19 protein-coding genes are annotated in these 12,441 nt (G+C 40.0%); all 19 read right to left on the bottom strand.

The annotated features are described in order from the left end of the window. Positions 1–111: 111 nt before the first annotated feature. The 19 genes from ES675_RS00220 to ES675_RS00135 all read right to left on the bottom strand — a co-directional run bounded on the left by ES675_RS00220 (position 112) and on the right by ES675_RS00135 (position 12,439). On the bottom strand, positions 112–582 hold the full coding sequence (locus ES675_RS00220; protein ID WP_066256080.1) for a hypothetical protein: 471 nt from the start codon (positions 580–582) through the stop codon (positions 112–114). After that, entirely contained in the window at positions 582–1,043 is a 462-nt protein-coding gene (locus ES675_RS00215; protein WP_066256083.1) for a hypothetical protein, read from the bottom strand. The genes ES675_RS00220 and ES675_RS00215 overlap by 1 nt, the downstream gene beginning before the upstream one ends. 1 nt (position 1,044) lies before the next feature. After that, entirely contained in the window at positions 1,045–1,920 is an 876-nt protein-coding gene (locus ES675_RS00210; protein ID WP_148367184.1) for a hypothetical protein, read from the bottom strand. A gap of 96 nt (positions 1,921–2,016) precedes the next feature. Next, positions 2,017–2,670 (bottom strand): hypothetical protein, encoded by a 654-nt coding sequence (locus ES675_RS00205; RefSeq protein ID WP_066256090.1) that lies wholly within the window; start codon positions 2,668–2,670, stop codon positions 2,017–2,019. 1 nt (position 2,671) lies between these two features. Then, positions 2,672–3,469: a hypothetical protein gene (locus ES675_RS00200; RefSeq protein ID WP_066256092.1), complete on the bottom strand. Its 798-nt coding sequence runs from the start codon at positions 3,467–3,469 to the stop codon at positions 2,672–2,674. A gap of 3 nt (positions 3,470–3,472) precedes the next feature. Further along, positions 3,473–3,940 carry a hypothetical protein gene (locus ES675_RS00195; protein ID WP_066256094.1) on the bottom strand — a complete coding sequence of 156 codons (468 nt, stop codon included), beginning with the start codon at positions 3,938–3,940 and terminating at the stop codon, positions 3,473–3,475. After that, a complete protein-coding gene (locus tag ES675_RS00190) occupies positions 3,930–4,799 on the bottom strand; it encodes a hypothetical protein (protein ID WP_066256098.1) in 870 nt (289 codons plus the stop codon). The genes ES675_RS00195 and ES675_RS00190 overlap by 11 nt, the downstream gene beginning before the upstream one ends. Beyond that, complete coding sequence (locus ES675_RS00185) at positions 4,796–5,086, bottom strand: hypothetical protein (RefSeq protein ID WP_066256101.1); 291 nt, start codon at positions 5,084–5,086, stop codon at positions 4,796–4,798. The genes ES675_RS00190 and ES675_RS00185 overlap by 4 nt, the downstream gene beginning before the upstream one ends. Then, positions 5,079–5,420, bottom strand: a complete 342-nt coding sequence (locus ES675_RS00180; RefSeq protein ID WP_066256104.1) for a hypothetical protein — start codon at positions 5,418–5,420, stop codon at positions 5,079–5,081. The genes ES675_RS00185 and ES675_RS00180 overlap by 8 nt, the downstream gene beginning before the upstream one ends. Then, complete coding sequence (locus ES675_RS00175) at positions 5,420–5,632, bottom strand: hypothetical protein (protein ID WP_066256107.1); 213 nt, start codon at positions 5,630–5,632, stop codon at positions 5,420–5,422. Before ES675_RS00175 ends, ES675_RS00180 begins: the two co-directional genes overlap by 1 nt. Before the next feature lie 7 nt (positions 5,633–5,639). Beyond that, the gene (locus tag ES675_RS00170) at positions 5,640–6,143 is read right to left on the bottom strand and encodes a hypothetical protein (protein WP_066256113.1); all 504 of its coding nucleotides are present in this window, start codon (positions 6,141–6,143) and stop codon (positions 5,640–5,642) included. Beyond that, entirely contained in the window at positions 6,143–7,114 is a 972-nt protein-coding gene (locus tag ES675_RS00165) for a hypothetical protein (protein ID WP_082986000.1), read from the bottom strand. The genes ES675_RS00170 and ES675_RS00165 overlap by 1 nt, the downstream gene beginning before the upstream one ends. 61 nt (positions 7,115–7,175) lie before the next feature. Then, positions 7,176–7,604: a hypothetical protein gene (locus ES675_RS00160; RefSeq protein WP_066256117.1), complete on the bottom strand. Its 429-nt coding sequence runs from the start codon at positions 7,602–7,604 to the stop codon at positions 7,176–7,178. A 24-nt stretch (positions 7,605–7,628) separates the two neighbouring features. Then, positions 7,629–8,291, bottom strand: coding sequence for a DUF6046 domain-containing protein (locus ES675_RS00155; protein ID WP_066256119.1), 663 nt, complete (start codon positions 8,289–8,291; stop codon positions 7,629–7,631). Then, positions 8,291–10,321 (bottom strand): phage tail tape measure protein, encoded by a 2,031-nt coding sequence (locus ES675_RS00150; protein WP_066256123.1) that lies wholly within the window; start codon positions 10,319–10,321, stop codon positions 8,291–8,293. Before ES675_RS00150 ends, ES675_RS00155 begins: the two co-directional genes overlap by 1 nt. Positions 10,322–10,336: 15 nt before the next feature. Continuing rightward, a complete protein-coding gene (locus tag ES675_RS16670; RefSeq protein ID WP_255365515.1) occupies positions 10,337–10,468 on the bottom strand; it encodes a hypothetical protein in 132 nt (43 codons plus the stop codon). 29 nt (positions 10,469–10,497) lie between these two features. Next, positions 10,498–10,797: a hypothetical protein gene (locus ES675_RS00145; RefSeq protein ID WP_066256126.1), complete on the bottom strand. Its 300-nt coding sequence runs from the start codon at positions 10,795–10,797 to the stop codon at positions 10,498–10,500. After that, positions 10,798–11,211: a hypothetical protein gene (locus ES675_RS00140; RefSeq protein ID WP_066256130.1), complete on the bottom strand. Its 414-nt coding sequence runs from the start codon at positions 11,209–11,211 to the stop codon at positions 10,798–10,800. 1 nt (position 11,212) lies between these two features. Continuing rightward, positions 11,213–12,439: a DUF2586 family protein gene (locus ES675_RS00135; protein WP_066256134.1), complete on the bottom strand. Its 1,227-nt coding sequence runs from the start codon at positions 12,437–12,439 to the stop codon at positions 11,213–11,215. Positions 12,440–12,441: the final 2 nt, after the last annotated feature.

Below are 12,441 nucleotides of genomic sequence, written 5' to 3'. Positions count from 1 at the left end.
CCAAAGACTCTGAAAAGACAATAAATGTCCTCCAGTGGCCTTTGGGCTCGTGTTTAAAAAGGTGTGAGAGTTTTTTTAAAGCTGGAGGATTATTTTATCCTCCCATTACAATTATGTAATTAATTTCAAGTTTTCGTGAATATGCACTTTGTTGCGTGCCTTGTAAACACCCGACATCATGGCCTTATAACAATGTTCTTTGTCAAGCCAATCCAATAACTTAACAAACCATTTACCGCGGGTATTTAAAGCGCTTAAGTGCGCGTTCCAGCCAAGCACCTCGCTTATGGTTTCGTCCTTATCGCCAAAAATGTAGCGCAGTTCTTTATCCTGAAGAAATAACCACGTAAAGAAACCGCCAAAAACGGCATTTCCAAGTTGGTCATAGCTTGCGGCTATTTCAACAAAAAACACGCTTATTCCTTTAAGGATATCTCTGGCCTTACGGTTTTCATAGTTAGCGGTTGCCCATATTTTCCAAACGAGAGCAAATGGTGTAACAATAACGAATAACACCAAGGCTAAAACCAATAAAAGTATAGCGCCAATTGTTCTGGCTATATTTATTAAAGCTTCTTTCATTATGGTTCTGGTATTAGTTCCTGCTCCATTAAAACCTCCCAATCGGAAGCCGTTAATTTTGTTAGAACATTATTCTCGTCCACGTTGCTGTAGTTCTCGTCCATAACTACTTTAATTAATGTAGCCGTTGTTAGCACGCCAGCCAATTGATCGTTAAAGCTTCCAGACTTTAATATGGATGTGTCTACAGCTTGAAATAAACCGTCCATTTCTAGTTTTGAAAGACTAACACGCTTGACATTTGCACGACCAATAACGCCATCCTTAACGGGTAGCGGAACCAAGCTATACATTGGCTGGCCTACTTCAGCTACAGAGTTTAAAATTTGCTCATAATAACCAACTAGTACTACGCTGGTATTGCCTAAAAACTTAAACTCTTCCAGTTTTACAATAGCGATACCTCGCTTATTGGTTTGTGCGTCCAAAAGGACGGTTGATTTTGTTCTTATTTGTTTCATATTATAATGTTGTAATTTCTATTTCGTTTGAAAAAGCGCGTCTTGATTCTATTTCATCCATTCCACTTCCGTTCCAGTAAATGTCACAGATTGCTAGTTTTACTTTATAAGTTTTGCCACTTGAAATATGGTTTGTAAACGTTTCACCGCTTATTAACACCTCACCAGCTGGGTGGTAAGGATGCCACTTTTCATTACCGTCATTAATCCATACTTCGTAAAATTCGATAGGGTTAACTTCTGAAGGTGGGGTGAAATTCAAATCAAAACCGTTAGCGGTAGTATTGGATGCAGATAAATCTGTTATGGCGTTAGGCAATGAATCGTTATATATATAGCTAACACTTCCTCCGTTTCTACTCAAATAATAAGCTATATCGCCGTCTGGATTTCCTGCATTGTTTGTCTCGTTAGCTTGATTAGTATATATTGTTCGGCTTCCTGAAGATATATAAGAAACAGCGCCGTCATTGCCAGACGTGTTTCTTACAGGAGTTTCAGGAATATAAATCCTGCTGTTTACTGGACTATATCGAAAGATACTTGCAGGTAAATTCCCAATTCTTTTCCATCTATAATACCTCCAGCTACGAAATCCCGTTGGAAAACCCACAGTATTTGAGCCTGTCCTTTGAACTCCATTTAATGTATAAAATGCAAAGCAATTATTCCAATTACACATACCCGCATTACCTGTTTGTATCACTCCAGGACCGGTATATATAAAATATGTTATATCATTATTTTGTGGTGTAAAGGAAGGTGAGCCCCATGCAGCTTCAACATGCATCTCTACATTAGCGCCGTTTACAATAAAATTAGTTATTGAATTTTCTGGGATCCCAAAAAAATTGCTAATATGTGAAATCGTAGGCATTGTAGAGGCTACACCCCCAATAAACAAGTTCGGCTTCACAAACCGACTGCTCAAACCATTAATATATTTTTGTGCTATCAAACTCATTTCATTTATTTAAACCTCCCATTCGCCTGAAGCGTAGAAAGTGTCTGCTGTTATTTTTTTCTCAACCATGCCACGTTTACCGTTGCTTAATAATGTGCCGTCTGGAGCGTTAAGTGTAGCCCCTAAACCGTCCACTAGTATGTTTAATTGTCCAGCCCCTATTACTATAAAGAAGCACACAAAGCTGTCTCTTAAGGTTGCAGTTGGTATGGTAATGTTTACCGTTCCTGTGGTGTTAATGAAAAAGGTAACCCGAAAATCGGCATCTACTAAAGCAAAATCGCCATCAATATCTATGACCTCCTCCTGTATGTTTTTTGAAGCTAAAGACACTTGCTCCTTTTCTTCAGTAGTATAATCTTCCGTACTCAAACCTTTTCCCGATACCTTATCTACTTTAGAGTCTAAAGCAATGCCTAAACCTAAAGCATCTGGTAAGCTTGCTAATTTCAATTTTTCAGGAGTCGTATAATCTTCTGTGCTCAAGCCTTTTCCCGATATCTTATCAACCTTATCGTCCAAATCATCCTGAAGACCATTAACCGAATCCAAAGGAATAGCCTCATCCTTATGCCTAAAGGAATCCCATGTTGCCCAAAATTGGGCTTGTGTTGGTTTTAAACCAGTTTTAAACCAGTTTTTAATTGTACTTAAACTTGCCATATTATGAGCCTGTATATTCTATGAACATCACCACGCGGTAAGGATTCATAATGTTAATAGATGTGTTTATTGTGCTATTGGGAGCGGATGAAGCTTTACGGATACTCTCTAAAAACTCGCCGCCTTCGTTATTTCCAGAACCGACTAATAGCTTTCCGTTATCGCCACCACCTGCAGAACCGCCAACGCCAAATCCACTAATTGGATTTGTAATAGTGGCCGATACGGTTCGGGTTTTGTTACCACCAGTTTCTCCAAGCTGGTTGAAGTCTGTATCGGTAGGATTCCAGCCAACAGGCATACGTCCGCGCCAGTCTGTTACTTCCTGCCAGCCGTCTGGAATGTCGGCAGCTGGTTTGTTCCAAAACACCATGGCGCCATCTGCTTGAAAAACGGCGTTTTGTTTCTCCAGTTCTGTAATTCTCGAGGTAATTGATAGCATACTGAATGGCCTTGAGAATTCAGACCATGGGATAGAACCCGTTCCAGAGGCAAAGGTTACATAGCGCTCGTAGTGAACTTCTTTGGTGTCGCCGTTTTCAAACACTTTGGAGCTAACATTTTCAAGGACTTTCACGTTGGCTTGAGTCTGGCCGCCTATAAATTTAAAGACTTCGCCGCTTATATAAACAATGCCGTCGGATGTATTGCTTCCTACAACTTCACAGCCTTTTATAATAGCTTTATTGCCAGCCAATTCTCCTAAAGCGTTAAATAAGCCATAGGATTCCTGCATATAGTTTAATATATCCGTCTCGAAAGGGAAGCCTCCAGTTTGTAAAAAATTTTGTTTATTCATGGTTTAAATTTCAATAATTAAATAGCGTTTTCCGCCTAATTTATACAGCTGTATTTGGGCGTGCACCTCATAAAACTGATTCGCCATTATTTCTGCAGGCACGTGAACAATAAAGTCGGCTCCAGTATCTGCAAATTCCAAGCTGTTGTATATAAATATTGTGCCTAAATATTTGGTTTGGTTTTCTCCAGGTGTATAGATATATGTTTTATTGGCATCGCCTCCAGTTCCGTCTATATAAATGCGTCTTTGGTCTTGGTCAAACTTATCATTCAAAGCGCCGCGCATGTAGCATACTTGCCAGTTGTGGTCTAGAATGTATAAATGTTCCTGGCGTTTATTATACCAGTCATAATATATAGCGCTCAACGGGTTGGTAACCGCCTTTACAAAAGCCGATAAAACAGGCTTCCTTAAAAAGGTTGGCACCAGACTATAAGCGAATTTTAAAACTGAAATATTATCCCACATAGCTTATAGAATCAAAATTTACGACCTTAAAATAGCCGCTTTCAGGTATCCGCTTCACGTCAATACTTATTGGCGTTCCATAATCATTAATCAACGGATCAATCCACGCACTTTCAATATTTATGTTTACAGGCGTTATAACACCTTGAGCATTGTTTTTTATGTAATTTAAAAAGTCGAAAATCACAAAAGCGCCATCAAAAGGAAGCAACTTCATGTAAGCCTCTATGGCATCATTTACGGGATAATTTCCATTTAAAATGCTCATACCGTTTGCGTCCAGGACTAAAGGATCGCGATAAATGTTTAAGTTTAAATACAGTAAGTCAGGCTCGTAATTAATAACCGATATTTTAACGCCTCCTGGTCTAAACTCTTTTACATAGGCGTCAAATGCGGCACGTTCTGGCGCTGGTATTGGCGCAAGCTCATCATTAAGTTCTCCAGCTATTTTTAATATCACGCGGCTTTCGTCATCGCTTTCATTCACTGCGGAATACTTAATAATTTTAGAAGCTGCTATCTGGTCAGCCGTGGCAGTTCCGTTATTAAAATAGTCTTTATCCTTAACCAAATCAAAGCCATATTGAAACTGCAACGCCATAGTTCGGTACCAGCTTAAACGCGCGTTTTTTTGGTTGAATAATCTACCATCCACTTCCTTGACATGCTGGCCGAAAAGCCCCTCTAAAAAGAATATGATATTCGTCATGATATCAAACAGAATGTTCTCGAAACTAACAATAGAAAATTGCGCCTCATATGACAAGTTCTCGTCAAGTCCATACATAGAAATTACGTGCGCATTATTAATAAATGGGTCGGTAATCTGCTTTTTTATATCTGCTTTTGTTCTCATGCTACAATAAATGTGTCTTCAATAATCATGGTACCAATACCAATGTTTTCAATTTCGTTTAGCTGCTCGGTACTAATGGCCGTTGCAGGCTCATTAAATTGGTTAAAAAATGCGGCTACCCGTTTATTGGTTACCTCCGTAATTTCTACATTTACACCAATTGGAATCTCATCCGTAATTCCGACTCCATTTGCTATGGATTCTTTTAGCGCATTTTCTATGGAACCCGATAATTGGGTAACTTTATCTAAAAAGCTTTGCCCTTGTTTTAACGTTTTCTTACTCATAGTTTGCGTCTATTTTAGCGGCGTTAATGTCGTACAAATCCAATTGCGTAACTTTTAATCCGTCCACGGCAAAATGCTCACGGATTTTGTGGCGATACTCCAATAAGTCTTCGCCTAACAAATTATCCTCAAATCCAACGCCCAATGTTGGGTGGTCTTTAAAATCATTTGGCTGGCCTATTAAAATAAAAGCCTTATTCTGCTCCAGAATATTGCCAATAACCAAACCGCTAACAATTTTGTTATCTGCATTGCGAATAGGATTAATCTTTAAATCCAAAACCACACCTTCGTCGGTGTTGTCAATTACTTGTATGCCTCTATCCTTTGCCATTATTGTAGGTTACCTTCAAACGTTCCTATAACTGGTCTTGCTTCCGCGTCTATTAAACCAGCCGTGTAAATAATATCAGCGGCTTTTACATACACATCAACGGCATCGCTTAAGCGCGTTGCAAATTCCTCTATGGATGTATTTTCGCGCGTCATCATGTCCTCCATAATGCCTATAATGCTTGTTTTTAATGCCGCCTTATTTAATGCCATTTTAAATCTATTTTAAAAGCTGGTTAAACTTCGTTTCTAATTGTGTAATTGCTAGAATACTATCTGGCAAAGGCGTTCCACTAGGACCAGCTGGCGTGTAAACTTTTAACTGTTTTAATAGATCGGCAAACTCCTGAAATAAATCCTTCAGCGAGCAAACCGAATTTTTAACGCCTACTTTATTATCGGTACTATCAATAATTATGTCGAGTTCGCCTTGGACTATTTCAATTTTTTCAACTTCATCTACCTTTATAACTGTCATATTATCAAGCCTTCCAGACAGTGACAAGATCTGCACTTTGCTATTCGCTTTTGGCGTTACCAAAATGTAGTTTTCGCTGTCGTTAATTGTAGCTTTTAGCTTAACGTCCGTAAGCTCCAAACCGCTTTTTAACTTCACTTTACACCTATCGCCTGTGACGCTTAATACCGTTGCGGTAATAGGTAGGTTTGGATTTGCTCCAACAACCTCGCGTAATAACTTTTTAACATCGCTTAAGTCTGCCATTAGCTTAATTTTATTCCTGGAGTAATAGTCCGTACTCCTCCAGCTTCGCTTAAGGTTGTGGTTACACTTTTCACATAATAGTAGGCTGTTTTCTCTGGGTAGTCTTCATCTTTAATCCGTGCCGAATAGGTTGGCTTGCAAAACGGAATTAACCAGGTATCAAAACTGCCTTCGTATCCTGCAGCACTTTGTTTTAAAACTTCATTATCGGCTATTTTCTGCATAGAATCTTCATCCATAGCGCCAACTTTAAGCGTTACTTTATCGCCTCCAGTTGTTCCAGAAACAACTTTATTTACATTCCCATTTATATCCGTGCTTTCAATAGTCACTTCAACTTTAGTGTCTAACTTATTACTAAACTCTAAACTTGAATTTTCAATGTTTTTTTGCATGGAATAAAAAACCTCGCCTCCTTTTTCTACATAAGGCGGGTGCACATGTAATACTTTGTTTTTGGTGTCGAAATAGATATTCGCTTTCGTTTCTTCTTGGATTTTCTTCAGTACATCATAACCCGTTGCTTGATGAATGGTAAACTTTTCATAATTCACATCATAGTCACAATTCAAGGTAAAGCTGCCGTCTATATTATCAATAACATACTGCGCAATTTGGCTCAAGGATGTTGGCTTCTGCTCCACATCTGGAACGCCAACTCTAAACAGAAATAGAGCATCTTCGCACAGTATTTTCAATGAACTATCATTATTAGTAATGTCTTGGATATAGCCTGTAAATTCATCCTCTAAATTACCATCGTAACCCAGTTGAATTAAAACCTCGGTTCCACGGCCTATTTTGTTTTCAAAATTCAACGGCTCATTCATAACGGCTTCAGGTAGTACAATAGTGGCCATGTCTGCTAAATTATCAACGCTAGTTATAATTTCGCATTCTGCCATAAGCGCCAACTGAAAGCGTTTGCCTTCTTGGTTCTTAAATTCTATGTACCAGTCTATGTTTAACATGAATGAGTTTTAAAAAAAGCACCTGCACATACAGGTGCTTTTAATTATATATTTTATGCTTTTAGCTAATGAAATTATTAGGCTTCAGTAATCCGTCTCGGGCATTCCTACAAAAATTACATAAGGGCTGATTCATCGGGTCGGCACCTGGATACTTAATATTGGTAAAACTCCTATTTTGTTTATCGTTTAGTAAAGGAGGCTTTAGAGCGAAGCTCAGATCATAAGGTTTCACAAATTCATTGCCTTTTAAATCGGTTTTAAAGCCTGTTGAATTAACCATAAATTCATAATTGGAGACCATGAGGTTTTCAATTGGCATGATGGCCACTTCGGTAATTTGGAAATCTACACAGACCATAACTGGTTGAGCGTCGTAGCACTCAATCGTAATGGTATTTGAATTTTCGCTTGGGTCGGTTGTGTTTCCGAATCCCACTAAACTAATCATCCCGATTAGCATAGCAAAGAGCATCGCTTTCGCTTTCATAAAATCTAAAATTCTGTTATATCTTTAATCATCTATATCTAGTAATAATTTATAGTCAAAATCACTGTAACATTTAATCTCGTAAGCCTGCACATTTTCGCCTTTTGTAAATGGAAAACTAAAGTCTTCTATTACGATTTGGTTTATGCCTAACAGCTGCAAAGGCTCACAATACACCTTTAAACTTTTTGGCGTTGTCATAAAATCGCGAAGCTTTTCAAAGTCCTCACGCGGAAAGCAGTCTTCTACATTTCCAGTAAGTAACGAGCCAATTAAAACGCCCGTAATAGAAATATCATAATCGCCCTGGTTCCAGCGCTCCTTAATCGAGCCGCCGACCTCACGGCCGCCTTTCGTTTTTGCCTTTGCCACGTTTCTACGAATAATGGTATTCTTACCCCCTATGTTTATCATAGGCTCATAAGGCAGTAAATACTTCACGCCATCGCTACCAACAAAGTAGAACGGAAAAAACTGATCGTCGGCACTTAATGGTGCGTTTGCCTTCCATAATTCCTGACTAATATCATTCTTTACACTTCCAATTTGGTCTTTCCGCTTATACCCTAAAAAAGGAATTGGCGGCAATACGTGTTTTGAAAGCTCGTTTTGAACTACCTGAAACCGATTGGTTTTAGCAACGCCAATCAAACTAGAAAATATGATGCCTGTTTTATCTTGTATCATTAACTTCCAGCTGTTGTGGCTAACGCCAATGTTCTTACTAATGCGTCCACGCTTTGTGTCTCCAATTGCTTCGCGCTATCCTTAAAATCATTACCCTTAATAGTTAGAGCGCCAATAAGCGACTCCAAACTAATAGTTATGTAATTATGTTTTGTTCCGCCAGTTGCAATGGCCTTATTTGTTTTTGCCCCAGCTCCAGAACCTGCAGTATTTCCGCTGCCGCTTCCATTTCCTGAAATAGCACCAGGAGCCGTTGGATCGCTTATTCCAACTCCTGAAGCCTCGCCCTCCTCAACCTCTGTTTTCCATTTAATGGAATTAGCAGCTTTTCCAAATTCCATAGCCGCATCAAATGCCGTTTGTTTTACTTCTTTGGCTTGATCAATTATAGCTTGCTTTCTGCTTTCAGTATCGGCATTTATCTGGCTAATCATGCGTTGATTTTCGGTACTATCGCCCAAACCAACCGCTTCTTTAAATTCGTACCACCCTTTCTTAATGAAGTTTAAGCCTATCATTAAACCATTTACTACCGTTAAAAATTCGAGCTTAATAAAATCGCCAAACAATTTAAACAGTAACTTGCCGCCGCTTACGGTATGCTCCCAAGCTTGCCCCCAGCCTTCCGTTTTAGAAATAACCCAGCCAATACCTGCAGCCAAAGCGGCAACGGCCAATACTATTATTCCAATTGGGTTAGCGTTCATGGCAGCATTTAAGCCCCATTGAATACCAGTCCAAACAGACGTGGCTCCGCTTGTAATACTCGTCCAAAGTGCCTGCATTTTAGTAGCGTTAGTAACAAAACTTATAGCCTGACCAAAGCCGCTAAAAAGAGGTATTAAATTACTAATATCAAAGGCCATACTCCCTAATTCTGCAGCATAGGCCAATGTCCCACCCGTTGCATTGAACATGCTAATTTTTAGGTCGTCAATTTTCGCTCTAAAACGTCCCGCTTTTTCCGCTGGAGAGTCCATAACAATGGCAGCTTGTTCATAAGCCGTATTGGTTCCTTGAATGGCTGTGGTTAAGCGTTCCGCCTCATCAATGCCCGAAAGCATAGCAATAGCCGCGTTACTGTTTTCTTTGCCAAACATTTTTGTAACTAGGGCCTGATCGTGCATGATACCTCTTAACGGTTTTAAACGATCTGAGAGCGTTAGACTTTTATCCGTTAACGTATTGATGTCAACGCCTGCCATTTGTAATTCCTTTTGTACATCTTTAGGCAAGAAACGTCCTTGAGATAATGAGGCCATCACGTTACGCAATGCCACACCGCCTTCAGAACCTTTTTTTCCTGCTTTGTCTAATACTTGAATGTAGCCGTTGGTTTCCGCAAAATGAACTCCAGCCGTTTTGGCGGCCATACCACTTTGCTCTAATGCCTGCTTTATTTGTGGTAATTCTGCACTACCTTCTTTAGCACCAGCCGCCATTATATTCATCATATTGCCCATTTCGGCACTCGCCTTAATTGGGTCATCTGTAGAAACCTGATACTGGTTCATAGCCGTTGTTAAAACTTCTGAAGCTGCCGCCACATCGCCACCCATGGTTTTACTCAAGGTTTGAATATGAACGCCCATGTTTTGCAACGCCTTTGGTGCTTGGGCTAGTTCTGGTGTTAATTGAGATAAGATAAGTTTGTAAGCCTCCACGCCATCTGCAGCATCACCGCCAAAAGTTTTAGCGGACGTTCTGGCGTAGCCTTCAATTTCTTTAAGCTTATTACCAGTAACATCTGTAATGGCTGAAAGGTCGGCTAATGAGGTGCTTAATTTTAGTCCTGGTGCGGACATGGAATCCAGCCCTTGAGATGCGGACTGAACATTTTGAACAAATGCGTTTATCCGCATTCCTGATAATTTGGAGTTAACTTTATCCAAGGCGCTACTAAACTTGTTGCCCATAACGCCAACATGTTGGTTAACGTCATTTAGGCCTTTATCTAAACGCTCAACGGATGCAGCGACTTTGTCGGCATCCGATTGAAATTTTAGTATGTAGTTTAGTGTATTGTCCATGTTGGTTTGTTACTCCTATGAATCTGGGTTTTCTAATTGTCTGATATACTCTAACTCTCTAATTCTGCGTGCCCATATATCTAATGGGAGGCTTTCTGGGTCTTTGATGCCAAAATAGTAACGAAGCTGTGCATCACCGATGCGCATGATATCGTTAGGGTCTACTCGGGCAGCCTCTAAAGCTTTTCCACCTCGACAACATCAAAGGTCAATAGCGACATGATTTGTTCGCCAATGCCCATAAAGATGTCATCATTGGTTTCAATCTCTTTATCGCCTGCTAAATAGCACGTCTTTAAAAGTTGGGAGTTGAATTTCAAGCCGCTTGACTTGGTGCCAGCGCTTAAAAATTCCATTTCCTTTCTATTTGGCTTACGGAAGTAGGCGGACTTGTTATACTTTGCAGATTTTAAGCGAATTATCTCGCCATGTTCTGCTTTCCACGCGTCAATATTTTGTTGGTCTGCTTGGTACATTTATACTTGGTTTTTTAGTTTTAAGAATATAAACGGAAGTTTAATTTCCTGAAATTTATCGCCTTGCTTGATGTCTTTAGCCGCCTCTAGAAAATGAATTCCAACAGCACGGTCGCTCGTCAACATGTCTCCAGCGCTAGGGTTGCCGTAGCTGAACATGCCATCCAAGTTAAGGCTCAAAACGCTTCCTTTCCCCGCTTTTACTAAAGCTTCATAATCCGACTGCAGCATTGCAATTTCGCCTTTGAAAGCTATATTTCCACTTTGTATTGAGTGCGGAAAACGCCCTTTTGCATATAGAGCTTCACGCTCAATAGCTTCAGAATATTTAACAGCTCTAATGCCTGTTATATCTTGGCCGCCTAAAATTAAGGTTAGGTCTGCCCACTCGTATTCTCTAGAATCAAATGCCATATTATTCGTTTAAGTTTACATCGTAGCCTAAAAGAATTTCAATGAATTCCGCATATCCTTTCGGACGTACTTTTAAAGTCATTTCAATACGATTAGTTTGCGATACGTTATTGGTTAAGTTAAAAGCCGCTTTCACGCCGTCGTCGTTCGGGTTTGCTTTGTCTTTTGAAAGCTCGCCACGATCCGTCATTTGTCTTGCAATGGCATTCTCCAGATTACCCTCTACATCTTTTGCATAAATTGGGTCTATTGTTCCCTCGTTTGTTAGGTCAAAATCGTTTTCAATTTCCTCGCTAACAATGTTGTGAGCAATTCTATACGCCTTATCTATAACACGTCTACGTGCTAATTTTTGATAATCGTCAGCCTCTGACGTGGCCAATATTCCAGAAACAATGTAATAGCCTGCTTTACGTTTGTGCTGTCTGAAGGTCATATATCCCTTATTGTGTAAGGTCTCAATGTCCGCACTTTCCGCTGGCTCGTCAACTATGTAAGCCGTTAAGGTTTTTAAGGCTCCAGTTCGCACTTTTCCAGCGCTCTCATGTACTTGAATAGCCGCTAAACGACCGGCCACTACGCCCGTAGACGCGCCGTTGTTTGTTACAACATCAGTTCGTTTTTTAGTGCTACCAATTAATACGCCTACACGGTTATTGGACTCCTCTTTTAAATCGGCTAAATCCGAGGCCGTTCCGCTGTAACCGTATCCTTCCAAAACGGTAAAGAATGGCGTGTACTCATTAGTCGTGTAATTTTCGCCTAATGTTTGCGCCTTGCTTTTTGCTAAGACTACATCCTCATCAATGCCGTTTGCAAGCGTAAGTGTGTAAGCACCGTCAGGTGAAAAGCATGTAAATAATCCGCTTAAACGACCATTTGAGGCGTCCAGCAAACTTTGCGCTGGCGTTTTACCAGTTCCAACGTCTGGCGTAAACCAGTCACTTACTTTATCGGTTTTTGGGAATCCCATTAACCACACTTCCTGGCCTTCCCCAGCTTCTGCGTAATAATCTGAAAGCCATTGATACAGAACGCCATTATTTACATCTGGCAAAATGCCCAGCTTGGCCACATCGGTCATGCCTCTTAAAATGTATGGTGTGTTTAATGCAAATTTATCTACAACAGCGACTGCCGAGGCTAACAAACCGAAAACACCGTCGACAGTAGGTACTACAGTACCAATATTGCCGTTGCTAAATTTTATATTAATTCCTGGTAACATAT

Source organism: Algorimicrobium algoritergicola, assembly GCF_008086165.1.
Taxonomy (GTDB): Bacteria; Bacteroidota; Bacteroidia; order Flavobacteriales; family Flavobacteriaceae; genus Algorimicrobium; species Algorimicrobium algoritergicola.
This window is presented reverse-complemented; position numbering and strand designations above follow the sequence as displayed.